This window comes from Anaerotaenia torta, from assembly GCF_050433395.1.
Taxonomy (GTDB): domain Bacteria; phylum Bacillota; class Clostridia; order Lachnospirales; family Lachnospiraceae; genus Mobilitalea; species Mobilitalea torta.
The window spans coordinates 53,197-79,081 of record NZ_JBNPXH010000013.1; the positions used below are offsets into that span (position 1 = coordinate 53,197).

Genomic DNA, 25,885 nt, shown 5'->3' on the forward strand with positions numbered 1-25,885 from the left:
TTTTCGACAACTATTCACATAACTCGACCAATTAATTCCATATACTACAAGCCAAATACATGGGTGCCCGATCGAGGGATAACGAAGTTACATTGTCGCTCTCCTCCGCTTGTTCTTCATTTCCGAGTTTTCAAATTCACGAAATGGAGGACAAGCTCATGGAGCAGAAAAAATATACATTGGTAGTCAACAAAAAACGCATCCCTGTGACTAAAGAGGTCTATAAGGCTTATTACCAGCACAGGGAGCATGAGATTTATGAGGGTGAACTTTACTCAAACAATACCATCTCTCTGGAGGAAGCTGAGGAAAAAGGTATTTCACTTGAATACATAATAGCCTCAAGCCAGAATTCTATGGAGGATGATATTACTCAGCGGGATATGCTTGAAAGGCTCCGCCAATGCCTGCTTCTGCTAAACGAAGCTGAACGCCAGCTGATTATAGCGCTGTTTTACCTCGAAAAAAGTGAGCATCAATTGGCTGTGGAGACTGGCATTCCGCGCATGACTATACACAATCGTAAAAAACGAATACTAAGTCAGCTTAAAAAAATTTTAGAAAAATAAAAAGTTTTTTGGTCCAGCCCCTCACTTTTTTCCTTAAAGAAGTGAGGGGATTTTTTTATTCCCCTGTTGCTCTTTGAAAATTTCAAATCCGACAGCATAAATACATGAGCTGTCCAGCCGTGTGAAAAGCGGCAGCGACCTTGACGGGCACGCGGAGACTGCCTGCGGATGAGCTTTCATCCGTCAAACCGATAGCATCGAAGGTGACGAGCGGCAAAGCCCGGTCATAAAACAGTCTGTGGTGGACTGTTTCGCAACGAAATGGACAGTGATAATGCTACTTCCGTCCAGCCACAGACTCAAGCAATGGGGGCGGCTCGCAGAGATCCTGGGAGAGGTGAGATTCCTATGAGGCTTGCCGAGCTTATAAAAGAGTGTGACGACCGTCCTATTTCTATTGGGGTTCATGGGGATTGATTATCTTTCGAAGCCTCTGCATTCGTCTGTGTCTGCATCGTATTACCTCCCTTTCCGAGAGGATTTGTTCCCTCTCTAATAGTCCCAGGACAGTTTTGTGTGGTTTGAACGAAATCTTTTTGATTTTTTTTAGGCCACACATTTTTCATGTCCTTCACTAATCCCAGGACACTTAGAGTAGAAATGAACGAAAAAAAACAGCAGATTTTTTAGGTCTGCTGTCGCTTATATAAGGAAGAAAAAATTTATTTTCAAAAGTTCGTTCAAAGCGGCGGTTTCTGTCCTGGGACTGGTAGAGGGACTTTTATGCCGCTCGAATCTTAATAAGGAGGTTCGCTTATGAACGAACAGATGAGATGTAAATATGGTACCGGCGGAGTGGACAAGAAAAACAGTGAAGGCTACGGTGTGTATATTTACCAAGATAATCAATCACAGACTGCGCACCGTTGAACGTTTTCTTACAGTAAGGCGCCCAGTCTTTCCCATAACAGGAATTCAAAAGTTCCTTAAAAGTATACGGATTGCGATATTTCTCGGCGGTTCCATGAAATACAAGCTGGCTCTCTTTCCAGAGCTTCTTGACCATTTGCACATATTTTCCTTTGAAAACTCTGGATATCGCCTGAATAGGAAGAAAAAATTCTGTCCCATTATCCTTCCATTCATTTTTAGAGGTCAGGCCACCGCCAAGAAGAATCGTGTGAATATGCGGGTGATAGTTCATTTCGGAGCCCCACGTGTGCAAAATACAAAGGAATCCGACCTTAGCCCCTAAGTGTCTGGGATCAGAAGTAAGTTCGTTGACTGTTTCAGATGTTGCATGATATAGCACATCATAAAGAAGCTTTTGGTTGCTCAGAATCAGGGGATTCAGTTTTTCCGGAACAGTAAATACAACGTGAAAATAGGGAGCATCCAGAACATCCTCACGACGTGCGTCCATCCACATTTCCTTTGGAACCGCCTGGCACATGGGACAGCAGCGGTTGCGGCAGGAATTATAATGTATCTGAACGGAACCGCAGTCCTCACAGACACAGATATTTGCACCATAGGCACCCGTTTTACAGTTCATGATGTTACGGGCAGCTTTTATCTGTATTGGAGAAGGGGAATACTGTTCAAGATAGGCAGGATAAAAACGGTAAAAGATATCCTGTACATTGGGCTCATCCATTTGAAGTACCCTCCCTGTGCAGCTGGTCAAAAGGACTGTGGATACCCATAAGAGATTTATTGCTCACATGAAGATAGACCTCGGTTGATTTCGGATCACGATGTCCAAGTAATGCCTGGATATTTCGCTGTTCCACACCCTGCTCCATTAAATGGGTAGCAAAACTGTGGCGAAGACAGTGGGGAGAGATTTTTCCGGTAAGACCTGCATCAGAAACAGAACGACGCATAACCTGTTCTAATGTACTGACAGTAAGATACTGACCTGTGAACTTATTCGGAAACAGGATTTGAGTTGGCCGGCCATTCTTGAACCAGTATTCGGTGAGAAGCTGCAGGTTTCTCTCAGAGAGTATCGTATAGCGGTCCTGTCGGCTTTTGGTTTCCCTGACATGAATCTGCATGTTCGTGCGGGAGATATCATTGTAATGAAGATGAATCACTTCAGAGACACGCAAGCCGGAAGAATACATGGTAGCAAACATCGTTCTATATTTTATATCATCCGTTGAATCCAGAAGCTGGTTGATTTCGCTAATGGAAAGGACCGTCGGAAGCTTATGATCCAGAATCATACGTGGAACGGTGATATCATCCCAGAGTATATGCAGTACATTCCGATAGAAGAAACGGATTGCAGAGTTATATAGGTTGAGCGTAGCAGCTTTCACGCCGGCATCTTTTTTAGCAAGCAGAAAATCACGGACATCCTGACAGGTCAGATCTTCTGGATCTTTGCCAAGATAGTTCAGGAAATAGGAAACATAGTTTTTATAGCAGGAAACAGAGCGTTCTTTAAGGTTACGTATTTTTCCTGCCTCTTCAAGTTTTGATAAATATTTTTCGTACATAATAAAATCCTCCATGCGATTAAGAGATGTTGTAATAATGAAAGCAACACGGCTGCATGGAGGTGCATTAGGCTCATAATACCGCTTGTCATAAAGGCGGCAAAATGGTATTCTTTTCATAGGCAGTGGGTCTTTCTGTATGGAATTGTTTTGTGTGGTAACTTTACAATATCAAATATCAGTAAAGATTTCCATTGCCTTTTAATTATTAGATAACAGAAACTGCGCCACAGCCTTGGCAGGCCATCGCGCAGCGATTTTGTTCAATTTATATTTGTACGTATAACATACACGAATGGAGGAATAAACTTGGTTGAACTTTGGGATATATTGGATGAAAACGGCAATATAACAGGACGTGTTCACGAGCGTGGCAAGCCCATGAACAAAGGCGAATATCATCTTGAGGTCTATGTTTGGATTGAGAACTACAAAGGCGAATACCTTATATCGCAGAGATCACCGAACAAGACGCGCCCAAATATGTGGGAATGTACGGGCGGAAATGCGGTTGCGGGTGATGATAGCTTGACTACGGCATTGAAAGAAACAAAAGAAGAATTAGGCATTATTCTTGAGCCGCAGAACGGACGAATGATTCAACATCTCTTACCGTGTAGCGACATTGAATGTCACGGTTTGGCTGATGTTTGGTTATTTCGGCAAAATGTAGACATATCAACCGTAATTCTTGCTCCTGATGAAACCTGTAATGCAATGTGGGCAAGCCGTGATGAAATTAACTGTATGATTGACGAGGGAACATTCACAACATGGGAACAATATACATACATAGACGAATTGTTTGATGAAATCAAAATGGATTGATAGATTGCACACAGTATGAGCATTCTGAAGACTAACTTGTTTCGGGATATCTTTCGGGAGATTCGTCCCTTCTTCTTTTTGCCATAAAATAAAACCTCCAAACCGAGTAATTTTATTTTACACCAGTTTGAAGGTTTACACAAACGTTAGGATAGTCCCCATTGATCAGCCGAAAGCCGTTTGAGGTTTAAAAAATATTTTGCAATTTGATTTTTTCTAGTTCCGAAATATGATCGACTAAAAACTTTAAAACATGAACGCTTGCAAGTGATTCATCTTTAGTCATTTCTTTTATATATTGTGGTAGCTTCATTAACTCCATTTCGATATTATCTATTTCCTGATGATTTAAATATAGTTTTATTTTTTTTGAATAATCTATCCACTTTTCAGTAAAATCTATGGATGCTTTATATGCTTCATCCCAATTATCATCAGCAATATAGTGTTCTATTTCATCGTTAAGCCTTCCTAAGTCCTGAGATACTTTATTTAGATACTTAATGGAAAAAGACATGGCCATTATCATAATTACTGATATCATTAAAGATATAACAATATTTTTCATGAATATTATATACCCTCTTTCTTAAGCTGATAGACAAGTTTGCCCTTTGAATCTAATAGAGCCACAAAAACTTGATCGGCAGATATATTTTTTTTATTAAGTTGATTATGAAGCCAAGACTTATCTTTATTTATATGCTTTAAATTTTTACTATTTATTTTGCCATCAAGGATTAAAGTAACAGGTAAGATATCTTGAGTGGATTTTACATTTAAGTCCTTTCTGGTAGCTGGTTCCAATTCACTTTTTGGTATTATAGATATTTGACCACCTGTTTCCAAGATGGCATACTCTATATCTTCAAGATTATAATAGTCTTTTAATCTTAATTCTTCCAACAAATCGTTGAGATTAAGTCTACTATTTCTAAGTTCTTTAATATTAATTTCCCCTTTTTCTATTAATATACTGGGTTTACCACAGAAAACGATCCTGGCAGTTTCGCTTTTAAGCTGTAACGTGGAAATCAATACTTGTAAAACCAATAGTGTTATTATGGGAATTATTCCATGGAACAGTGGTATACTAGTGTTTTGCATAGGCATTGCAGCAAGTTCCGAAACCATAAGAGCAATTACAAGTTCAAAAGGTTGAAGTTGACCAATTTGTCTTTTTCCCATTATTCGCATAATAAATACCACAATAAAATACAAAATTATGGCTCTAATTAAAACGATAAACATAATAAAATAACTCCCTTAAATTTATTTTTGTCTTTTATATTAATTGTTTGTAATATTTTACAGATTATACGCAGCTGGACTATAAATTATTTTTTCTCTTATGTTGGCAAATAATAATGCATATTTTTCGTCTTCTATATAGCTTATCAGGTATCCTATATTTCAATTAAAATGTACTATAAAGTTTTATTTTTGTTTCTTTTACGGAATTGTAATGCTGTCATTCCATAAAGCTTAAAAAACTGTTGATAGAAAATAAAATGTGTTAGTAATAAGTGCATGTATATGATATAGTAATTGGGTAAGATAGTCATGTATGGTATTGATGACAAAGAAACAGTTGTTGTAGACTTGACCTTGCATATGCAAGGAACCGCTTTTTGGTTTTTTGTCTATAATAATATAACATATCTTGGAGGGTGTTGATGAAGAAAAGAAAATCAATCTATATCATGGCGGTTCTTTTCATGTGCATGTTCTATGGATGTCATGCAGGGGGAGAAAAAACCTTACCTATGCTGAAAGCGGAAGACAAGCATAGTGGGTCGCTGAATGCGTATGACAACAGCGATGACAATGAACTGCCGGATAATGGAACACTTCCCAATGAGAATACAGTCCCCATATCTGATGTTGTCGGCATCGGAAGGACGGACGCTAATGAAGCCTATCAGGATGAATGGGGTGTAAAGCTCATCGCAAGGGATATCAATTCCACCGGTCTTACCATCATCTGCAATCAGTCGGGGGGAGAACCCGGCGGAAAGCTCCAGACCGGAAGTCCGTATTTTCTTGAAGTCCTAACGGATGGAGAATGGGTCGAGGTCGAGCTTCTTCCATCAGAGTACGAATTAGCATGGACATGTGAAGCTTGGTGTATCAGCGCTAATGATTCGGTTGAATGGACGGTAGACTGGACCAGGCTATATGGTGAGCTCCCCACCGGTAGCTATCGCATCGGAAAGGAGATCATGGATTTCAGAGGTACCGGTGATTACGACAAAAAGCTCTACTATGCAGGTTTTAATCTCAATAAGAATAGTAATGATTTTGACGTCAGCTATGAGCATGACAGTATCAGCATTCGTCTTCCCTATGTGGAAGGCTGGGAATACTGCATAACGGAGTCTGTCCAAGGATGCATAAGCTACGGTCTCGGCTTTCGCCCGGTCGGAGAGGATGGTTGGATTAATCTCCACTACTGGGAGAGCTTCGGCGTCTGCGGCACCGGTTTGGAAACAAAGTCCTACGGTCAAGGTACCATGGGCACCTATGATAACCATGCCGTGTGGGATTTCATTAGCTTTAAGGCGGATGAGGGGAACTTTGTTGCTATGACCGAAGCCGTTGATGAATGGTGGCCGCAGCATGGTAAGACCGCAATGGAGATTCTCTCTGCAGCAGGGTTTGACATTACGGATCAATGAGGGGAGGAGTGGGCTCAGTCATCCTTTTTATATCCTCAAGGCATGCGTAGACGTGCTGTCCGCTATATAAGGCGAAGTAAGAAATAGATAATACAAATAGATAATACAAATAGATAATACAAATAGGGAGAGACATAATGGAAATTTTTATGAATTTACTGCTTATGTTAGGCGGAGTCGCTGTATTTATGTTTGGCATGAAGCAGATGAGTTCTGGTTTGGAGCAAAGCGCAGGATCAGGAATACGAAATCTTTTCAAAAAATTCAACAAAAACAGAGTCTTTAATTACGGAATCGGAATCGGAGCTACCGTACTTGTTCAATCTTCTTCCGCCTCTTCGATCATGACAGTCGGACTTGCCCATGCGAATATTGTAACAGTCAAGCAAGGCTCAGGTTTTATCTTAGGTGCAAAAGTAGGTACCACTCTTACCGCATTTGTATTTGCTCTTTCAGGCGTCGGCAAAGGCGGCTTTAGCATTAGTTCTGTTTTTGCAGCGGTTGCGTTTGTCGGTGTCATCATCGTTTTTTCCACTAATAACGAAACCCTTAATAAAATTGCGCCATTTTTAATCGGATTTGGAATGCTTTTTATCGGGATGGAAGTGATGGAAACCGCAATCGGTGGACCGGATTCGACGCTGAGCATTCAACTCTCTAAAGTATTCAAGTATGAAATCATGCAGAATCCTATTTTGCTGGTGATATTAGGAATTCTCTTTACAGGCATCATACAGTCATCTACGGCAGCAACTGGTGTTTTTATAGCTTTCTTGGCTACGGGAGTTATCCGCAATATAGATCAATCGTTTTTCTTAGTGATGGGAGCAAATATAGGAACCTGCAGCGATGGCATTATGGCCTCCCTGTCCACGAACGCCAACGGGAAACGTATCGCATTATTCCATCTGATGACCAGCGTAATTGGCGCGATAGCTTTTTCTATTATTCTGGTTCTTTTCAGAATACCCATTAGGAATATGTTTGAAAGTCTATTCCCCGGAAAACCCCAGTTTAGTCTTGCAACATTTAACCTGATTTATAATACTCTTTATACCTTAGCGTTACTTGTATTTATCGACCCGTTAGTCAATTTGGTGACAGGTTTAGTGAAAGATAAGCAACAGAAGTTGGAAGAATTGTCATATATTGATGAGCGTTTCCTGCAAACTCCGGCGGTTGCCATTGAACAAGCATTAAAGGAATTGTATGATATGGCGATTCTCGCAAAGGAGAATATTGATCGTTCTTTTGCTTCATTGGTCAACGAAGATATGAGTGAAAGCAATAAAATTGCCGATACGGAATATCGCATTGATTTCTTAACAAATAAACTCACAAGCTTTTTTATCAAGATTTCATCAGTTACTAAATTTGCTGATGACGAAAAACTGATTGGCGGATTGCATCATGTAACAAATGATATTGAGCGGTTGGGGGATTACGCCATACTTTTGGTAAAAGAAACCAGCTATATGAAGGAGAATAATGTAAAGTTTTTAGATCAGACCAAGGATGAACTCGATCTAATCTACGGGAATATATCCGAGATGTTCGACTTAGGGTTTGATGCGTTTAAAAAACGCAGAACCGAAAATTTCAAAAAAATTTCAAATCTTCACAAGGAAATTAAAAAATTAATATCCTCTACGCGTAACGAACATGTGGTACGCCTGGGTTCCGGAATGTACCCTGTTGAGGTGTCAAAAAGCATTTATTCCGTTCTGTTTTCATTGCAAAGAATATCGGATCATATTGTGAATGTTGCTTTCTCGATTCGATCCACCACCGGAAGTAAAACAGAAGCATTGGAAGCTATTGAAAGAGAAAAGAAAAGAACGGAAAATGCAGATCGTAAGTCTTCTTTAGAATCCAATATGAAAAAGTGAAAACCCCCCGAATTAAACGCCAACAACACAACTTATTCTTTGACTGTGGCAACGGAAACTTTATATTGTTAATTCTGGAAATATATAATACAATGAAATTACGCTTTGGGGACGGCACCCATCACAAAAAACAGAAAAGTAATATTACAACGGGGAGGACACCCATCATAAAAAACATAATTGTAATAGATGAACAAAGTACCCAATATAATTCCACCTATTTGCGGAGAGCAAAAGGTCTTGTCAAAAACGGCAGGGCATATTGGGTTGATGATAATACTATTTGCCTTTTATGTCCGCCGTTAAATGAAACGGAGGATTTATTGATGGATAAAAATATAGAATATCAATATCATTGCCAGCATCAGGCGGAAGCGTTTGCACGGTCTATTCTGACGGTGCCGGAGGATTACCCGCTGCATGTTGGTTTGCCGAAAGATTTCCAAATACATTTTTCCGGATTATGCGAACTCGCAAAAGATATCTATATGGATATGGCTAAACAACCGGAGAACTATGGTTTAATGCTCGTTGATATAGAATCGAAGGATCACAATCTTGCCAGGGACGGATACCGCACCATTCACCGATTTGTTGATACCTTATCCAGCCTTTCGTGCTGCGGTGAATTGAGAGACCATCAACTGGTTGTTGATGCGGAGGAGTTCAGAAAAGTTATAAAAAAAGGAACAGGTCTTGTGTCCGGCCCCGTTCCGAAATATGAGCTGATTTTCTCGCGCCTGGTTGATTTTGGCTTCTCTATCCGGGATTTTGAGGGAAAACCATTCGGCAAGAAGGTGGAATTTTTCACTGTTGGGTATCCTGACTCCCCTGAGATGATGGATACAATTAAAAGCTATTGCGAATGCTGGAACGAACTGAAAAGCAAGCGGGAAGAGGAGGTTAAGGTATGGCCGAAGGAATATCATCATCACTATTACCGGTTTGATTATAAAATAACTGCGGATCGTGAGAAAATACCTATACTGCAATGGATAAGCGATGAGGCGGATTATTTGGGTTACTCAACCGGACAAAAAAAGTTTTCCGTCTTATTTTATCAATATTCATTGCAATACAAAGATGTGAAATTCGACGGGGATTATACCTATAAATCCAAACGGATCGCCAGAATATGCCAAGCTGGTTATACTGCCATGGGAGAAACGAAATTTCTTTTACACGTCAGGTTAAAGGATATGGATCGATATATTAGTGAAATAGACGCAATGCCCGAAAGTATAAAAAATCGGATGATGAAAGATAGCTGCCGGCATTGCGGTTTTCAGGGAGCGACTGACGACTATTGCAAATTCAGGATTCATTGGACATGGAATGAACAGCCGCATATCGGATGCGCTCATGAGTGTTTTTATTTCGATTGTTTTGACGCGGCACTTATCCCGTGTTATTGGAAATTACTTGAATTGGAGTATGGTTTGAAAAAAGCATGAGTGATACAAAATAAGTGATTCGTATTTATAAGACCAATGGGGAACGATTGCCGCTCCCCATTGGTTTATAATTTAGCAGGGAGTTGATGATGAATTCTTTACTTTTTTGAAGAGAGAGATAAGCTGTACGGGATGATGCGATATTATGTCGGTGAATTTGAATTTGACGGAGGAAAACAATGAGAGTATTATTAACCTCATGCGATCGAAGTTGGGCATATTTGCCAAAATCTTTACTTGGCTGGTGAATCCCTGGATATGGGTGTTTGTGCCATTGGCATATATGATCAGGAGGCGGTTGATAAACTCTTGCAATTAGATGGGGATGAAGAATTTGTCATATACATAGCAGCTGTTGGTAAAAAGAAAAGTAAATAGCAGATAGAAGACTGGCAGAACCGCCTCCAAACTGAGTAATTTGATTTTACATCAGTTTGAAGGCTTACACAAAGCTTATCGGCGGAAATTACAAAAAATTTGGGTGATATTGCTGTACATACGGCGTCGTCTTTTTACTGTATTCTATTAATTTTTTGATGTATTCTATGGTTTTGTTATCGGGATTCACAAAATCACGGGAATGTTGAGAACACACGCTTTTAAACTCTTTTCCGAAAATTTTAACATCTTTGGCTCTCCAGCATTCATCATGGCAGGGTGCGCCGCAAATGCTGACGTGGTCGTATACGGCTTTCTTAAAGTCTTCGTCCCTTTCGTCACTGTGAATATTTTCACCGAAATCAAGAAAATTAAAGATTTGAAACAACCATTCGCCATTATCTTTAACCAGCATCCAACCAAGATAATGCCCGTTATACGGTATTTTAACGCCAATTGTTTTGCCGTTATCCATTTCATACGGCAATGAGAGGGGGGATAATTCGTTTTCGTTCAAATAAGCCGTGAAATTTAGCGCGTTTTCTTGCAATTCATCGTCAAGAAATTCGATGATCGCATCTTCGATTTTGTCGTACTTTTTTTGCTCAGACATTTTTATTTCTCCTTTTTCATGTTTTATTTTAATCTTTTGCTTTACATTCTAATTCCAAATGTTATCCCAAAGAATGCCATGCAATCCTTCAGCAGTATTTTATTTCAGCGGCGTGCTCGCGGTGTTTTGTTCAGACATATGTATTTTCTCCTTTGATTTTTATTCATACTTCACCGGATACCAGCAGTAAACAATACTTCCCGTTTCTTTTTCACTGCCGACCTTACCGTCGGGCCAAACCATGAATGAACCTGAAATTGTGCCGTTCCATGTATAACCCAATTTCATACATACACTGTGGTCATTGAATGAATCGCCTTTTTCGAGTTCAAAAATCAACCACCTCGAAGCGTCGATGGTCCTGACATACGGATCATGCTTTATCAGCGCTTTAACGTCCGTAATGTCGGATTCTGCGAGACAAACGGAATCACGATGGCCGCCTCCCCGTATTTGCGCGTCCATATCAAGTGAGCCGAAAGTGAAAATCGGCGCGCCGGGTTTTCTGTACTTGTTCAGAATATCCATGCGTCCGTCTGCCATCAGCTCGTCCGTAAATGGAACAGAAGCGTTCGATCCGGGAGTTATAATCTTTGTAAATCCCATGATTCTGAACTTGTTTTTGGTAATAATGCTTGCCTTGAAGCCGCATTTTTCTTTACTGCCGGGTATTTCTACAATCGCATCTTCAATCGCGTAATACCTTTTTACAGGGAAAAGAACGTCATATTGTTTGTCGGTCTCCTGACCGTGATAAATATTATAATAATTGATGATTTCTTCCGGATCGAGCCTTACGCCGCCAAAGCTGTCAATTTCCTCAATGGGCGGCGTGACACGCGTCAGATTTCCATCATAGTCATATTGATATTTGTCGCTCTCATTGATCCAGTCCTGCATACCGAGATACGTCAGGAAGCCGTCGTCGCCCAACAAATGCGCCGCATATTGTCCTCCATGGAACTTTTTCTTTGTCAGCGGGGCAGGGACATCATAATCGTCAGGAATCGAGACCCAAACCTCATTTCCGAAACTTTGGCCCGTCGCATTTGAGCGCTCATGTCTAAAAACACGCAAATCGGGCTTGATATCCATCAATTTATTTTGTTTGATAAAATTATGTACCGCTTCCCACGCCTTATCTTGGGAGTTGTCGCCTGTAAAAAAAGCGGACGCTACGGTCATAGGCGGAAGGTATACGACCCTCACTTCTTTTAGTTTGTTCAGCACATCCGACGCTTTGTTCAGGTCACTCATTGAGAGGCTGTCTTTTACATTTTTTTGAACGAAAGAGAGCGAACCGGCTAATTTCAAAACGGAATCATCACCTAAAAAATCAAGATTCAAATGGAGATCCGCAATTTTTTCAAGCTCGCTTACGAAATAATTCAAAATATTTTTGATAGTTGATAAAGCCGTTATTTCGCTGTCCAACTCCGATATGTTTTTATTGAAAATATCAATCACGGTTTCGGCGTCAGGGTTATCCATGATAACGCATATTTGCTTGACTGGAATTTGTAATTTACGCAGGATGATAATCTGCTGCACGCGTTTTAACGCAGCTTCATCGTAAAGCCGGTAGGAATTATCTTCATTTCTGATGCTTTTTATAAGACCGATTTGCTCATAATATCGAAGCATACGTGAGGAAATGGCGTATGATTTTGAAACTTGACTGATTGTTTGTAATTCCAAATCAGAACCTCCTTTCAAGCGGCTTTAAATAGATTATAAACCATGACATCGTGTCAATGTCAAACATTTTGTAAAAAATATTCATAAAATTATTTGTTCTCAGACAAAAAATAACGCTCACCCAACATCATGGGTGAGCGTTATATGAAATTTGGTATAAAAAAAAGGCGCAATCGCACCGAAAACTGCTAAAAAATGTTAAGAAATAAAACCCCTTGATACTTGGCGTTAATTGTATATATACACTACCATGCAAATGGCAAACTGTCAAGCATTTTTATGAAAAATTGAGAATAAACGAGTTTGCTTTTACCTTTAACGATGAGTAGGTATTCCCTTCCCGCATTATATGTTTTGCATAATGAACCTTATGCTGTATAATAAAATTCTGGATTTGGTTGAAGATGTTTCTGTTTCCGGCATAACCGCTGAAGAAATGGCCACGGCTCTTTATAAGGAGTATTATAGATGAAAAAATATCTGGCGATCTTTCGCATACGTTTTATACATAGCGTGCAATACCGCATAGTCGTGTTCTCGCATTTATTTACCGGGTTTCTGTGGGGATTAATGCTGGTTCTTGCTTATACGGCTTTTTACCGCACTAATTCGGATGCCTTGCCCATGACGCTGTCACAAACGGTCTCATATATGTGGATGCAGCAAACATTCTTGATATTGTTTTCGGTGGTATTCGCGGACGAGGAAATTGAATCGTCCATCGAAAACGGTTCCATAGCCTACGAACTTATACGCCCTGCTGATCTGTATTGGCGCTGGTATACCCGCGCCTGTGCAAGCCGGGCTGCGGTTACCGCGTTTCGGCTGCCTCTATTAGCTGCTGTATTTTTTCTGCCGGCTCCTTTTCAGATGTCACTTCCGCCGGACATTACCCAACTGGCGATGTTCCTGCCTTCCATGGTGCTGGCGCTGGGTGTTACGGTATCGTTTACCATGCTCATGTATGTTTCCATGTTTTATACAACCTCATATAGGGGCGTAAGGGTGCTGCTTATAGCGATGACGGCTTTTTTTACAGGAGCTGTGATACCATTTCCTTTTTTCCCTTCGTCAGTTCGGTCTATTCTTGAAATGCTTCCATTTGCGGCGATGCAAAATATGCCCCTTCGTATATACAGCGGAAACATCGCTGACACTGATGCCTGGAAGGGGATCGCGTTTCAAGCTTTTTGGCTGGCTGCGCTTATTATCGTCGGAAGGATTACAATGGATCGTGCAATGAAAAAAGTTCTCGTTCAAGGAGGCTGATGAAATGTCGCTTTACCTAAAGTTTTTTCTGATCCACTTAAAAAGTGAAATGCAGTACAAGGCTTCATTCCTCTTTCTTACGGCAGGTAATTTCTTGATGCAGTTCTCCACTTTTTTAGGTGTTTATTTCATGTTTTATTTGTTCCACGATGTGGATGGGTTCACATACCCTCAGGTTTTACTTTGCTTTGCTGTTGTCATTATGGCGTTTTCTTTTGCGGAGATGTTCGGAAGCGGCTTTGAGCGCCTTTCGCGTATGCTGGCCAATGGTGAGTTTGACCGCGCTTTGGTTAGGCCGAGAAATATTACATTTCAGATTCTCGTGTCAAGGATGAGTTTTTTCCGAATCGGCGCGACCGCACAATCTGCTATTGTACTTTTTTGGGCGGTTCCGAACAGCGGCGTTGTTTGGACTTGGGACAAGATATTGACGCTCAGCCTGATGATCATATGCGGAAGTATCATATTCTCTGCACTGTTTCTTATACAGGCGACATTTGCATTTTTCACTACCGAAGGTCTGGAGTTTATGAATATCCTGACATACGGCGGGCGGGATCACGGGCGTTATCCATATTCCATATATGGTCAGGAAGTATTGAGGTTTCTTACGTTCGTAATTCCTCTGGCCTTATTTCAATACTACCCGTTATTGTATCTGTTGGATATGGAGCAAAGCGTATTTTACATGATGACGCCGTTGTTGGGGTTACTATTTCTTATTCCCGGTTATATATTTTTCCGATTCGGGTTAAGGCGATATAAATCGACGGGTTCATAAGGTTATTTTGCCTCATAATCAGATATCGCGGTAAAACTAAGCTTCATATCCGAAAATCGTAATTTGATTTTTACCCGCCGTGCAGATATTAATTTCTATGGCATCTAACTGCACTGTATTTCCAAGGCCTAGACCAGTATGTGTCCCGACAAAAGATGTTTGTAAGTTATTGATTACCTCCCAAGGGTCAGATGCTCCCCGTACCATATCTGTAATATCATGTTCAAGTGGGGTGGTTAAATAGTTCGCAGACCCTATGATAGACAGACTTATTTCTTGTAAATTAATCCAATCCGCCTGGGCATTTGGCCGCCAATAAAGAATCATGGAACTAACACCTACAGCAAGAGTTAGATTAAGGCGGCAGTAATATTTTATTATAACCTGTTCAATTTCTAAATACTTGTATTGAGTTGGTAACATATGATATTCTAAGACAAGTCTCCCCCGGGCTGGAGTAAGCAGAGCTGAGTTTAGAGAAGCCAGTGTCCCGTTGGAAAGCCCGATTGCATTATTAACATTAGTGAAATCACTTCTACCATTATAGGCAACCTGAGCAGCGGTTGCAGCACCATAAATATTACATGATACTTCCTCATCTGAAGTACTTAACATAAGAGGATTACCGGTTGTAAGCTTGAAGGCGGAAGGAAAGGCTTGACTTACAGTACTAAAAGGTTGTGTTATTCTAAGAGATAAAAAATTGGTATCATCATCACTTAATAAAATGGATACTGCTAATGGAGCAGATACCTGAACAGAGGTGAGATAAATACTTTTTTGAGGATCCGGTGTCCAAAGAATTGTTTTTGAGGGCTGTATACCTAAGCTGTAATAATGAATGATATCAGAACTTTTTTTTATAGATAATAGGATTTCGTGGCTTGCTGCCGGTATGCTGCTCTTGACTTGAATATTATGATTCATTATATAGTTCTCCTTGAATTGCCCATCAATGTATTAGAATTCATAGCCTAAAAGGGTAATATTAACTGTTCCTGCAGTACTGGTTGTAATGGAGATTGCTTCATCAGGATTAAATTCAATTGGTGAGGGGAAGCTTATACCATAGGTGGCAAGGGTATTGGTAAGAGCGATTGACATAAAGGCGGCATTATTTCCTCTATTTAATTGGACAACCAGTGGGGCAGGGGCAGAAACCTGCAATGCGGTGAGGAAAATGCTCTTATCAGTATTAGGTGTCCATATAGGTGTATTGGTTTGAAGTGTGGTAAAGGTTTGAAACAAGATAATATCAGATGGATATTCTCTTGTGAATATGGGATCTTCTAAATTAAAAACGATACTCATCAATTTTGTATTGCTGCCCATTAATAAACTCCTATCAATATATTTTAAAGTCCATATAATCTATATTTGAGGAACATAGTGCGCATTCCTGTAATGGAGACAGACGGCGAAAAAGCAGCGCCTTTTATAGAAAGCTGCTTTACGGCTTCTATATTATATGAATTTATTTGAAAAATATTATCTGTATGCATTTTCCAAATCAACAAATTAATTCTTATATTATATATAAAGAAAAAAACTTTACCAGAATAGGAGATTCTTTCATGGGAGCATATTCGACTGTCAATGTAAGGCTTCCCGGCTCAATGGAATAATTGATACTTGGTTGAATGACTCCATTCACGAAAAGGTTGCTATAGGAAGTTTGGTTAGGATCCAGAATCCCCCGGTCTCCATAAACAGTTAATTCGTCAGCATCGGTATAAGTTTTTTCTCCATTTGACAAGGTATTATACTGATAGGTTTCCGCCCTGATCAGTTGATTGTCCTTGTCTTTGATTACTAAATACTCAAGAATAACGGGTACATTTTTTTGGGGTGGTTCTGCTATGGTTAGGGTTAGAAGACCAGTTTCCACAGAATAATTAGGTTCCGGCTGTAAGACCCCATTAATATAGAGGTTAAAGAAGGATACATCATTTGGATCAGGGATACCATAGTCTCCATATATTAATAATTCATCGGTATTCGTAAATTCTTTTTTAATGCCATTTGAAACGGTATTATATTGATAATCAGAAACATCAAGTATTTTACTGTTTTCCTTATGAAAAGAGCCGGTGATTTCTGCCAGTAATACTACTGTGTTTCTGGAGTTTAAAGTTCCGATATCCCAGGTTATGATATTATTTGTTTGGGATATAGTACCTTTGGTAAGGCTTATGGGTTTAAAACAAGTCAAATCATCTAATAGTAAGGTATCAGTCATGACAATATTATTAACCGGACCATACCCATAATTGGATATTCTGATTTCAACTCTCCAAGTATTAATTTTATTTGGATTAACTTCCAGGGGACCTGATACAATATACTTCTCAATCCTTAGGTCACCAAATAGATCAGGACAATCATTATTTTTATGAATACCAATTGACCTTTCGTGAGCAGATAATAAATGTTCCGGCAGAAAGAAATCGAGACAAGTCTTCAGCTCAAAAATGTCATATACGGGGTTAATAACCGGATTGCTGCAGGCAAAAGACGCTGCATATTCGCGTCGGGAAAGAACTTTGACGGGACATCCCGAAGTTATATTGGATATGATACATGAATTTGAAGCTGAGCCGCCGGCAATGGCTCTGCTTACTGAGCGGCATCCTGTGGTATGGAATAAACCATCAACTTCAATAATCGCAGTCAGAGTTTCATAGGGCAGCATCCCTCCGATCTTCCATATAATAGAGTTATCAGAGACCGATATTTTACCTAATGTTATAGATTTAATCGTTATGTTCTTAATTTCATCTAAAAGAATATGGCCTATGACAATGACATCGTTAATAATTTCATCGTCTGTGTTAGTAATATTGAGAGAGAAAGTCCATTTTTTAGGATGGCCTAAGAAGGTCTTCATAGTTTCATGAAAAACATGGGCCTGTAATAATAATTTCTTTTTTGCTATATTCATCTTTGGAGAAACTGCGATTTGAAAATCCTGAGAAAGATTAGAAAAAATTTTCTTTGTTTTCACACTCCCTACGCCTGAGGCAATACCCAGAGTTTTAAATCCGTCCCGGCAGAAGCAGCCTATGATATCTACCATAAGAACTGAAGTATCTGATTCTCTTAGTACATCAATTTTCCAAAGAAGTTCATTGCCTGATATATTTGCTGCTCCATGAGAGATACTGATGATTTTTATACATTTGATATGATCAAGGAACAGGATATCTCTAATTAGGATACCGGATACAATATTAGCACTAAGATTAGATATTTTTATCTCTACCCTCCATAGATTGGCTGTATTAACATTTACTTTTGCAGGACCTGAGATAATGGTTTGAGTGAGTTCTAATCCTTGACTGACATGGATAGGGTTTATGCAAATAATATCAGTGTTTACAGAACCTGAGACGGTATTTCCATATGCCATACATCTGCTAATACAACGAGTTCCTTCCACTTGAAAGAAACCCTCTGTTCTAAAATGAGCAGCGGCGGATTCGCATAGATCCAGAGTATCAATATTCCAGGTGATTACCCCATCCTTTATTAATATACTTCCGCAGGAGACAGAGGTATTTTCAATATTAGTGATGAAATCCAATAGAATTGTATCGTTTATAACTATATTTGTAATGGGTATACGGCTTATATTACTTATTGTTAAGGTGAATTCCCAGGTTCCGTTACAGCCTGAGGGAATGCATTCAGGTCCGCACAAAAGAGTACTTTCCAAATGAAGATAATTGCTTATGTCATCCTGTACCCATATATTTATATCTGTTACAGGGCCGCTGGAAATTACTCCTGAAGGAAGGATACCTTCAACTAGAGCAGAATTAAGTTTCGTTGATTTTTCACTTTTGTCTTCAAAAGTAATGAAGGAGATAATAATAGTAGAATCCTTTATAGGAACATCTTCCGTTTTAAGAAGGAGAAGACCTTTTTGGATTTCATAATTTACTTTTGGCTGCAGCACTCCGTTAATAAATAGGCTGAAAAAAGAGACCTCATTAGGATCGAGGATGCCTCTATCACCATATTGAATTAATTCATCATCGTTGGTATAAATTTTTTTGACTCCATCAGACAGAGTATTATATTGATAGACATCTGCATCTATTCGTTTCTTTTTCTGATTTAAAGAAAGTGTGTTATCTCCAAACATAGTGACCACCCCCAAGTAAATACATATTTTATTATCATAGTTATTCTATAAGAAGTAAGTTATAAATGAAAAGGGATGTGCAAAGGATAGCACATCCCAAATTTGATAATTAAGTTGTTACTGTGGTGTCAGAATCAGAGGTCGGAGCAAAGTTAGTTACAATTAGAGTAATTGGAGCTCCAACTGGTATGGTTTCCGCATTATTAACAGTAACCTGGGAACCGTCAGTATTAACGGTATATAGACTGGATTGCTGTAATACACCATTTATAAATAGCAGATAATATCCATTGTCCGTAGTAGCAGTCGTAAGATTAGCGGTCATGATATCGCCGGCATCATCTATAAATTTTGTTGCCGGAATAGTAAGAACACCGCCGGTTCTGTCGTCTTCATTTAGCAGATAGAAGTATTTACTGATTTCCGGGTTGATGTCAACATCAGTTGTAGTAGTAGCATCGATTACGAGTTTAAATAATTGTGCGGCCATTATCTATCCCCCTTCTATTTCATTACACTTTAGTATATTGCGGAAGGTGACGATTTGTTACATATTTCGACTATTGTAATGAAAAACATACATTAATTGCAGAAATATATAAATAAAAGCGTCGGTTTGTTGATAGATGCACCCGCGGGTACCAATGAATTATCTCTTATCCTGGTCTTTATCGGAAATATGTTGCAGAAAGCAAAAAAGCACCATTAAGTATTCTCTTTGATTATCTGCACAATCCCATTTATCACATCTGCAAACTTACGAATTTTTGCCGCGATTTTACTGCGTCGTTCTTTATCCTGCAGCGCTTTCAGTGTAATAATCATAATGTTGTTTGCTCCTCAATAATCCGTACAACCTCATCCATGCAATCCGCAGCCTCCCGAATTTTTGCCGCGATTTTGCCTCGCCTTTCTTTGTCCTGCAAAGCTTCCAGTGTCACATTGAACCCGCCGCCGAGAGCTTCTAAATCCTTGCCGTTATCATTATTCCAAATTTTCGCCGTGCGTTCGTACAGTTTATTGATCTCATCCAGGAAGGTCATGTCCGGGTTCAGCCCCTGCGCCCTTTTTAAGAAATTATGGGCGCAGCTTCCATTGGTTGCCATATTGCAAATACTGCTAACGTGAGCATCCCACCCGTCGAATTCTTCCGGCTTTACATTGTCAAACTTTCCGCGTTCCATGCCGTCCGCCCACGCTCGAAACGCCTCCGCTCCGAAGCAATATTCCTCTGTTTTTGTGTTAAGCAGCCTGGGCATATCCCGTATGATATCCCTGTAAACTTGTGCAATATCTACTGTTTTTTTCTTTTCGCCGACGAAAATCCAGCCCCGGGCTTGATGGAATGCGTCCGATTTTTGAACATCATTATAAGTATACAAATCCACTCCGTCCCTAATCACTTTTTCAATGGGAACACGTTCGGGTTCGGATTTATCACCTGCCAAATAAAGCAATGTTTTGCCAGCCTCCTCATATCCGACGTAAATGCCCCACGGCGGTCCGTTATGTGTTACGGCTATGACAGGGATACCTTTATCAATATAAGCCATAAGTGTTTGCAGGTACATTCCTTTGTTGGCCGCAAGCTGCGTTCCGGAAACAAATGTACTTGCATAACCGCATTTTTCAAAAATACCTTCAAAATAACTGCCGCCTTCCCGGTTAAAGGTACAAGCCGAAACTGCTTCACCCATATAATCCTTGTAGGAATAAACCTGAGCAAGAACATCCCCTGTCAGCCCGGCGAAAAACCAATATCCGAAATCGGTGACGGCCTTTTTGCAATTATAAATTTCATCTGTCATTAGGTCGGAAGCCGCAGCGTATTCACCCAAAGCCTCCATTACATAACGGGCGCAGCCGTTAAAATGATAATTCTCTCCATATTCACTTGTAATAAACCGATGGATATTAGGGATCATGTTGTTGCTTTGTTTTGTAATCATTGTAAGCTCTCCTTCTTTTATTTTGGATTTTTGTATTTGTGCAAGCTGTGAAACACGAATTGATTTAAAGAATATCCTGCTTTGCCCATTAGAGCCGATTATAATGGGAAGCGGTTTTTGGCTCTTCCAATCTACCGACATATATGGGAAATTCACGCCGCAATACCGTATTTCGTTGTTAATTATGACCGCTAAATGCTTTTCACCGACAATCCATGTCAGGCGGTTGTACTCGTCTCTGTTAATACCCCCACGCTTTGGATACCGAAAATAGTCCCGGAAAATCGGTTGGTGAAAGCAGATTGCTTCCCTGGACAGCCGTTCGTCGGGGTTTGTCTCCATATTTATACCAAACAAGTAATTCAAGTCGTCGCCTTGATACAAACGTATGTTACCCTCATCCGCACCCCATGCGAATTGCATACTTTCTTTGCGTATCCTAAATTCTATATCCACGCGAAAAGGCAATGTTACCGCTATATTTGTAGATAATACCCTTGTTGAAATCCATGCGATATATTCAGCCTCTCCCTGCTCTGTAATTTGATAATGCGGATGATTGATCGGGCTCAGTTTATCCAGCGGTACATCAATTTCCCATAAAACCGGGTTTGCCGCTTCCATTTCCGGTATCGTGATTGACTCCGGCGGCAGTTCAACAGGCACATCGAATAATGTGTGGTCAGCCATCCGTTTTTTTACCGGAACAAGCAAAGCGACAAGCTCACGTTTGTCATCGGGAGAGATCAGGTTTTCTAACATGGCGGGATGACGCATTCCGCCCGTATGAGTATAGTCAATCTCATAAAACTTATTATTATCAAAACTCTTTATGAGAGAACGGAAGCGCCCGCCCAAATCTTCATCAAGAAATACATTGATTGACGCAAATAATCCGCCGCTGAAAATATAATCAGAATATGCGCTGTCATTCTGAAAATCATCCGGTATGCGCTGCATTTTCACATAGCCTGCGCTTGTTTGAAATTCAAACCTCTCATGAAGCCCGGGTTCGCCTGTTGTAATATTTTGTGCCTGCATCCATCGGTAGAACCCTTCTATATCAGATTCTTCCGGGCAGTCCTTTAATCGTGATGAAATAACGCGCATGGCGGGAAGCGAGAGAATAGCGGGCTCAACCGGTCTTGCCAACCTGTCTGACAAGGAGGAGAGTTCCTTGTAATTTAGAGCCTTTTTCTGTTCCAAAGTATCAAGCTGCTTTTCCATTTTTTCATACAAAATAGGTAATGCCGAAATTTTTGTAATCCCGTTTTGAATCATAGCTTGTAAAAACTCATTTACAAAGCTGCGAAGCTCTGCCAGGGCATCAACCTCATCATCAATAGCGCGTATCCGATTGACGAATGTTTCTACTACCACGCTCATATCGGAGCTTTCATAAATACGGAGAATATCCTTTATTGGTATCTCCATTTTACGCAATACCATGATTTGTTTTAACCGCTCGATGTTTGCCTTGTCGTAATAACGGTATTTTTCGGAATCCGAACGGACACTTTGAATTAATCCAACTTGCTCATAGTAGCGAAGGCTGCGCGAGGATAAGCCGAGCTGGGTGGTTAGATCTGTGATTTTTAGTAAATCCATGATGAGCCTCCTTCGATGGAACCGGACTTAGTCAAACTATATTTTACAGTCTATCACTTGACCGTGCGTCAATGTCAATAGTTTTCTATAAATATTTACGTCTGTCCTGTAAACTCTTTATGATTTTTTACAAGAAAAAGGAGATAAAATTAATCTCGCAACTATTTATCGGAACTTGCCTCGTCATTTTTTTTCTTGACTTATACAGTATAACTGTATATAATGAAACTATATAGTTGAACTGTATAGGTTTGGAGGTTAAAAATGAATAGAGATAAAAATTTACCGCTGACTGAAACTGTATACTATATTCTGTTAGCATTAGCAGAGCCGACTCATGGATATATAATTATGCAAAGGGTGGAAGAACTTAGTGAAGGACAGGTCAGATTAGCGGCAGGAACTCTTTATGGAGCGATAGAGAACCTATTAAAAAAGGGATTTATCATAGCTGTACCAAGCACGGATGCACGGCGCAAAATATATGTCATTTCGGCAGCAGGCAAACAAATATTGTACGCAGACTATCAGAGAATGAGCCATATGCTAAGCGTAACAAATAAGATTTTCGAAAGGGAGAGGAAGGGAAATGACTAAATTGAAAATTTTTACCAATTTTGATAAGGAAGAAAAATGGCTTGGTAAAATGGCGGAACAAGGTTATCAGCTTAAAAGTGTATCTTCCTGTTATAATTTCTATTCTACACAGCCGGAACGGGTAATTTTCAAAATTGATTATAGAACATTCAAGAATGATCAGGATTTTTTGGATTATTGCACTTTATTTGAAGATAGTGGATGGCAGCATATAGCAGGAACAAAGCGAAGCGGTTCACAATATTTTAAAAAAACAAGTCCCGAGGGCGATGAGGATATTTTTTCGGATTTGCTTTCTCGTGCAGGGCGCTATAAACGGGTATCAGATATGTGGTTATCATTATCCATAGCATGGTTACCGTTCTTAGTCATAATGTTAACATCTGACTGGATAAAGATGGATGGTTTCCTCAATCCTAAAACATTATATTTGACACCGGGTCTATGGGAAATGGAAGGTTTTGATTTTTGGAGACGCTTTTTATTTGAAACACCATTTGCGTTATTAAGAGGATTTTCATTGTTTTTCTGGATTACAATCGTTCTTTTATATGCATCTTTTGCAATTAAGTCATGGTGGTTATATAGAAAAACCTTGAACGAGAACAAAAGTATATCCTTATAAAAGTTAGCAATTAAAATATCGCACAGTTTGTTTGTGGTTTTGGTTTATGACTCCCCTTGACATCGTATCGGAACACCGATACAATGAGTTGGGTGATAATACAGCAGTATTTAATTAATAAAGGAGTCTTCCTATGAAAAAAAAGTATGTTACATCAACGCTTATCTTGATCATGCTTCTACCTGTTTTAACCGGATGCATGCAAGGAAGAGCGGCTAATAATACAATTAATGGACTAGTAGCAAGTGAGCAGTCTTACAAAAATCCGCCAGCAACCATACCCATAGCTGAAAATAATACATCAGAAGATATGAATCGGAATAGTATAGAAAACAGTGACGAGCCTCTTTGGGCGCAGCCAATTGAAGAACATGGTCAGCTTTTTACAGGCTTGAACTTGGATGGAATTGGAGACCATGATGATGAGGCGTATGTGAGCCTTTATGTCTGGGACCATAATGGAATTGGCAGATACGATGCTTCGGAACTTGTGGTACGGATTCGGTTTGGAACCGGCGATACAACGGCTCATATCGTCCCTGCAGTTGGCAGCTATCAATTTTATACAGCAAAGTTATTTTCTGAAAAAAAGGACGCGATTGTGATTGAAGTAAATATCCAATATGCCAACTCTGGTCTTGTTTCTGTTTTTGCCCTGGATGTATATGGCGCGGGTGAAGCAGACCCGTTTCCATCGGTTGCAGAGCGTTTAAACACAACTGGAGAAGAGCCCATCTTATCTGCCGATGGAGAGAAATTATACGCAGGAGGTCTTATACAAGGGACCGTCATTACAGATATTGATAATAAACCGTTGCAAGGCATTGTACTTCATTCGTCGGGTGATGGATATAGCGGCCCTATAGATGACCGAGTGAGTCAAACCATCTATTGGAATGGAGACGGATGGATCGTTTTAGAACGATCAGAAACAAAACATAATTAAAAAGCATTGCTCCCCTGTGGAAGGAGAGCAATGCTTTTTAATTAACGTAATATTAGATTATGGCTGCGCTTGCAGTGCTTAATGAAAAGCCGGCAGCTGTCCGGCCAAGCATAAATTCTTTGGCAAGAGCAGTGTTTTATGCTATCATTACAGAAAAGGGCAAAGATAACGAAAAGGAAGAGGTGGTACATCAATGAGTAATGTAATCAATTGGCTTCTTGAGGATAAAAGCCCGGAAGTGAAATACCGTACAATGACAGAGCTTTTAGATATGTCAAAAGATGATCCTGAAGTGAAAAAGGCTCATGATGATTTATTGAAATCAGGCGTTGTCGGTTTAATCATGGATAAGTTTAGGCTTAATAAAAGGTGGGAGGATGTCACTGCTTTCTGCGCACTTGCGGAATTTGGCCTGACACGCGTTGATGTTCCTATTGATGATTATATGGAACGTATCATCAAGAATATGAACTTTAGTATGAAGTGTGCTAAAATATTACTGTTAAGAAATTTGGTATCTCTTGGATATTACGAGCATACATGGGTAAAAGAAGAAATAGCTTTTGCTTTTTCCGCCATACGGGAAGACGGCACATTCCGGTGTCTGGACAAAACTAAGAATACAAACGACTCTAAGCTTCCGGATATGGGGTGCTACAGACAAACTACAACCTATCTTTTACTTGCGGCGGAGTTGAAAAAAATCGGTGTTATTCTTCCACAGTTTAAATCACTGATAAACTTTTATATCAGCCATCACGTTGTATTCCGCCCTGATAACCAGGAAAAGGCAATCATTGAAGAAATGGCGGGGACATATTATCCGTTTGACCATGTGAAATTGGGTTTACAAATGACGATATACGGTCTTTCGGTTCTTGGCGGGGCGAATCATTCTAATTGCAATAAGGCGTTAGCATTGTTAGATAGTAAAAGGGATTGTGAGGGTAAATATATTCTTGATAAATCTTTCCCATACTTTGAGGTGGGAAAGATAGGGGAACCTAATAAATGGATAACACTATATGTATTGCTATCAGAAAAGTATCGTAATGATGCTTGACAAAAAAGGAAGGAGATACTTAAGTAATGTTACTATCAAACCACTCACACCGGAGCTTTCTGCCGATTGCTTTGATTTCTTCGAAAATCGGGCGTTTACAGATAATTCTCCGGCTGTATGAGAAGGCTGGATTTGTCAAAGCGGCTGTTCGAGAGAAGATTGTTGTTATGAGGAAAGAGTTAAAATAACAACGAATAGGATAAGCATAACATGAAGATGATAAATTCCATATCTACTGGAATGAAGTCGATGTTGATAAGGAGAAATTTACATTAATGTATCTTTCATTTTAAATTGCAGGAGGAAAAATGAAAAGACAAGTTGTTTAGTTGATGATAATGAGCTA

At 39.7% G+C, this 25,885-nt stretch carries 23 protein-coding genes and 1 pseudogene; 13 read left to right on the plus strand and 11 right to left on the minus strand.

From position 1 onward, the window contains the following. Nucleotides 1-158 precede the first annotated feature (158 nt). Nucleotides 159-569, plus strand: a complete 411-nt coding sequence (locus tag HNQ56_RS19360; protein ID WP_429149539.1) for a sigma factor-like helix-turn-helix DNA-binding protein — start codon at nt 159-161, stop codon at nt 567-569. A gap of 820 nt (nt 570-1,389) precedes the next feature. On the opposite strand, the pseudogene HNQ56_RS19365 reads toward HNQ56_RS19360, so the two are convergent. Further along, nucleotides 1,390-2,166, minus strand: a pseudogene (locus tag HNQ56_RS19365) (IS91 family transposase); the annotation flags it as partial. Beyond that, nucleotides 2,159-3,016, minus strand: a complete 858-nt coding sequence (locus HNQ56_RS19370; RefSeq protein ID WP_429149541.1) for a tyrosine-type recombinase/integrase — start codon at nt 3,014-3,016, stop codon at nt 2,159-2,161. The pseudogene HNQ56_RS19365 and the gene HNQ56_RS19370, both read right to left, overlap by 8 nt. A gap of 309 nt (nt 3,017-3,325) precedes the next feature. Here HNQ56_RS19370 and HNQ56_RS19375 point away from each other — a divergent pair, with 309 nt between their 5' ends. Beyond that, nucleotides 3,326-3,844, plus strand: a complete 519-nt coding sequence (locus HNQ56_RS19375) for an NUDIX hydrolase (protein ID WP_429149543.1) — start codon at nt 3,326-3,328, stop codon at nt 3,842-3,844. A gap of 187 nt (nt 3,845-4,031) precedes the next feature. Here HNQ56_RS19375 and HNQ56_RS19380 read toward each other — a convergent pair whose 3' ends face one another. Continuing rightward, a complete protein-coding gene (locus HNQ56_RS19380; RefSeq protein WP_429149545.1) occupies nt 4,032-4,412 on the minus strand; it encodes a DUF4363 family protein in 381 nt (126 codons plus the stop codon). A gap of 5 nt (nt 4,413-4,417) precedes the next feature. Next, a complete protein-coding gene (locus HNQ56_RS19385; protein WP_429149547.1) occupies nt 4,418-5,095 on the minus strand; it encodes a DUF421 domain-containing protein in 678 nt (225 codons plus the stop codon). Between the two features lie 425 nt (nt 5,096-5,520). On the opposite strand from HNQ56_RS19385, the gene HNQ56_RS19390 reads away from it, so the two are divergent. The 4 genes from HNQ56_RS19390 (at nt 5,521) to HNQ56_RS19405 (ending at nt 10,243) form a co-directional block, all read left to right on the plus strand. Continuing rightward, nucleotides 5,521-6,522, plus strand: a complete 1,002-nt coding sequence (locus tag HNQ56_RS19390; protein ID WP_429149549.1) for an immunoglobulin-like domain-containing protein — start codon at nt 5,521-5,523, stop codon at nt 6,520-6,522. A 137-nt stretch (nt 6,523-6,659) separates the two neighbouring features. Beyond that, nucleotides 6,660-8,411, plus strand: a complete 1,752-nt coding sequence (locus tag HNQ56_RS19395; RefSeq protein WP_429149551.1) for a Na/Pi cotransporter family protein — start codon at nt 6,660-6,662, stop codon at nt 8,409-8,411. Continuing rightward, complete coding sequence (locus tag HNQ56_RS19400; RefSeq protein ID WP_429149553.1) at nt 8,408-9,865, plus strand: hypothetical protein; 1,458 nt, start codon at nt 8,408-8,410, stop codon at nt 9,863-9,865. Before HNQ56_RS19395 ends, HNQ56_RS19400 begins: the two co-directional genes overlap by 4 nt. Nucleotides 9,866-10,069: 204 nt before the next feature. Beyond that, complete coding sequence (locus tag HNQ56_RS19405) at nt 10,070-10,243, plus strand: nitroreductase family protein (RefSeq protein WP_429149791.1); 174 nt, start codon at nt 10,070-10,072, stop codon at nt 10,241-10,243. Nucleotides 10,244-10,331: 88 nt separating this feature from the next. On the opposite strand, the gene HNQ56_RS19410 is transcribed toward HNQ56_RS19405, so the two are convergent. Continuing rightward, nucleotides 10,332-10,856: a hypothetical protein gene (locus HNQ56_RS19410; RefSeq protein WP_429149555.1), complete on the minus strand. Its 525-nt coding sequence runs from the start codon at nt 10,854-10,856 to the stop codon at nt 10,332-10,334. A gap of 159 nt (nt 10,857-11,015) precedes the next feature. Beyond that, entirely contained in the window at nt 11,016-12,554 is a 1,539-nt protein-coding gene (locus tag HNQ56_RS19415) for a MerR family transcriptional regulator (RefSeq protein WP_429149557.1), read from the minus strand. A 468-nt stretch (nt 12,555-13,022) separates the two neighbouring features. Here HNQ56_RS19415 and HNQ56_RS19420 point away from each other — a divergent pair, with 468 nt between their 5' ends. Continuing rightward, entirely contained in the window at nt 13,023-13,823 is an 801-nt protein-coding gene (locus HNQ56_RS19420) for an ABC transporter permease (protein WP_429149559.1), read from the plus strand. A gap of 4 nt (nt 13,824-13,827) precedes the next feature. Further along, nucleotides 13,828-14,604 carry an ABC transporter permease gene (locus HNQ56_RS19425; RefSeq protein ID WP_429149561.1) on the plus strand — a complete coding sequence of 259 codons (777 nt, stop codon included), beginning with the start codon at nt 13,828-13,830 and terminating at the stop codon, nt 14,602-14,604. 36 nt (nt 14,605-14,640) lie between these two features. Here HNQ56_RS19425 and HNQ56_RS19430 read toward each other — a convergent pair whose 3' ends face one another. The 5 genes from HNQ56_RS19430 to HNQ56_RS19450 all read right to left on the minus strand — a co-directional run bounded on the left by HNQ56_RS19430 (nt 14,641) and on the right by HNQ56_RS19450 (nt 22,308). Then, complete coding sequence (locus tag HNQ56_RS19430; RefSeq protein ID WP_429149562.1) at nt 14,641-15,531, minus strand: hypothetical protein; 891 nt, start codon at nt 15,529-15,531, stop codon at nt 14,641-14,643. 33 nt (nt 15,532-15,564) lie between these two features. Then, a complete protein-coding gene (locus HNQ56_RS19435) occupies nt 15,565-15,936 on the minus strand; it encodes a hypothetical protein (protein ID WP_429149564.1) in 372 nt (123 codons plus the stop codon). A 193-nt stretch (nt 15,937-16,129) separates the two neighbouring features. Continuing rightward, entirely contained in the window at nt 16,130-18,751 is a 2,622-nt protein-coding gene (locus HNQ56_RS19440) for a DUF4183 domain-containing protein (protein WP_429149566.1), read from the minus strand. Between the two features lie 109 nt (nt 18,752-18,860). Beyond that, nucleotides 18,861-19,241 carry a DUF4183 domain-containing protein gene (locus tag HNQ56_RS19445; RefSeq protein WP_429149568.1) on the minus strand — a complete coding sequence of 127 codons (381 nt, stop codon included), beginning with the start codon at nt 19,239-19,241 and terminating at the stop codon, nt 18,861-18,863. A gap of 331 nt (nt 19,242-19,572) precedes the next feature. Then, on the minus strand, nt 19,573-22,308 hold the full coding sequence (locus HNQ56_RS19450) for a MerR family transcriptional regulator (protein WP_429149570.1): 2,736 nt from the start codon (nt 22,306-22,308) through the stop codon (nt 19,573-19,575). A 264-nt stretch (nt 22,309-22,572) separates the two neighbouring features. Between HNQ56_RS19450 and HNQ56_RS19455 the strand changes: the two genes are divergently transcribed. The 5 genes from HNQ56_RS19455 to HNQ56_RS19475 all read left to right on the plus strand — a co-directional run bounded on the left by HNQ56_RS19455 (nt 22,573) and on the right by HNQ56_RS19475 (nt 25,539). Beyond that, nucleotides 22,573-22,905: a PadR family transcriptional regulator gene (locus HNQ56_RS19455; protein WP_429149572.1), complete on the plus strand. Its 333-nt coding sequence runs from the start codon at nt 22,573-22,575 to the stop codon at nt 22,903-22,905. After that, a complete protein-coding gene (locus HNQ56_RS19460; protein ID WP_429149574.1) occupies nt 22,898-23,530 on the plus strand; it encodes a DUF2812 domain-containing protein in 633 nt (210 codons plus the stop codon). The genes HNQ56_RS19455 and HNQ56_RS19460 overlap by 8 nt, the downstream gene beginning before the upstream one ends. 133 nt (nt 23,531-23,663) lie before the next feature. Then, nucleotides 23,664-24,476 carry a hypothetical protein gene (locus HNQ56_RS19465; protein WP_429149576.1) on the plus strand — a complete coding sequence of 271 codons (813 nt, stop codon included), beginning with the start codon at nt 23,664-23,666 and terminating at the stop codon, nt 24,474-24,476. A 59-nt stretch (nt 24,477-24,535) separates the two neighbouring features. Next, the gene (locus HNQ56_RS19470) at nt 24,536-24,673 is read left to right on the plus strand and encodes a hypothetical protein (protein ID WP_429149577.1); all 138 of its coding nucleotides are present in this window, start codon (nt 24,536-24,538) and stop codon (nt 24,671-24,673) included. Beyond that, nucleotides 24,670-25,539: a hypothetical protein gene (locus HNQ56_RS19475; RefSeq protein ID WP_429149579.1), complete on the plus strand. Its 870-nt coding sequence runs from the start codon at nt 24,670-24,672 to the stop codon at nt 25,537-25,539. Before HNQ56_RS19470 ends, HNQ56_RS19475 begins: the two co-directional genes overlap by 4 nt. Nucleotides 25,540-25,885: the final 346 nt, after the last annotated feature.

Coding starts and splice junctions, on each gene's coding strand:
- HNQ56_RS19420 (WP_429149559.1), top strand. CDS start 13,023: ATGAAAAAATATCTGGCGATCTTTCGCATACGTTTTATACATAGCGTG.
- HNQ56_RS19475 (WP_429149579.1), top strand. CDS start 24,670: ATGAGTAATGTAATCAATTGGCTTCTTGAGGATAAAAGCCCGGAAGTG.
- HNQ56_RS19390 (WP_429149549.1), top strand. CDS start 5,521: ATGAAGAAAAGAAAATCAATCTATATCATGGCGGTTCTTTTCATGTGC.
- HNQ56_RS19470 (WP_429149577.1), top strand. CDS start 24,536: ATGGCTGCGCTTGCAGTGCTTAATGAAAAGCCGGCAGCTGTCCGGCCA.
- HNQ56_RS19385 (WP_429149547.1), bottom strand. CDS start 5,095: ATGTTTATCGTTTTAATTAGAGCCATAATTTTGTATTTTATTGTGGTA.
- HNQ56_RS19425 (WP_429149561.1), top strand. CDS start 13,828: ATGTCGCTTTACCTAAAGTTTTTTCTGATCCACTTAAAAAGTGAAATG.
- HNQ56_RS19360 (WP_429149539.1), top strand. CDS start 159: ATGGAGCAGAAAAAATATACATTGGTAGTCAACAAAAAACGCATCCCT.
- HNQ56_RS19410 (WP_429149555.1), bottom strand. CDS start 10,856: ATGTCTGAGCAAAAAAAGTACGACAAAATCGAAGATGCGATCATCGAA.
- HNQ56_RS19380 (WP_429149545.1), bottom strand. CDS start 4,412: ATGAAAAATATTGTTATATCTTTAATGATATCAGTAATTATGATAATG.
- HNQ56_RS19445 (WP_429149568.1), bottom strand. CDS start 19,241: ATGGCCGCACAATTATTTAAACTCGTAATCGATGCTACTACTACAACT.
- HNQ56_RS19455 (WP_429149572.1), top strand. CDS start 22,573: ATGAATAGAGATAAAAATTTACCGCTGACTGAAACTGTATACTATATT.
- HNQ56_RS19370 (WP_429149541.1), bottom strand. CDS start 3,016: ATGTACGAAAAATATTTATCAAAACTTGAAGAGGCAGGAAAAATACGT.
- HNQ56_RS19435 (WP_429149564.1), bottom strand. CDS start 15,936: ATGGGCAGCAATACAAAATTGATGAGTATCGTTTTTAATTTAGAAGAT.
- HNQ56_RS19430 (WP_429149562.1), bottom strand. CDS start 15,531: ATGAATCATAATATTCAAGTCAAGAGCAGCATACCGGCAGCAAGCCAC.
- HNQ56_RS19465 (WP_429149576.1), top strand. CDS start 23,664: ATGAAAAAAAAGTATGTTACATCAACGCTTATCTTGATCATGCTTCTA.
- HNQ56_RS19460 (WP_429149574.1), top strand. CDS start 22,898: ATGACTAAATTGAAAATTTTTACCAATTTTGATAAGGAAGAAAAATGG.
- HNQ56_RS19395 (WP_429149551.1), top strand. CDS start 6,660: ATGGAAATTTTTATGAATTTACTGCTTATGTTAGGCGGAGTCGCTGTA.
- HNQ56_RS19450 (WP_429149570.1), bottom strand. CDS start 22,308: ATGGATTTACTAAAAATCACAGATCTAACCACCCAGCTCGGCTTATCC.
- HNQ56_RS19440 (WP_429149566.1), bottom strand. CDS start 18,751: ATGTTTGGAGATAACACACTTTCTTTAAATCAGAAAAAGAAACGAATA.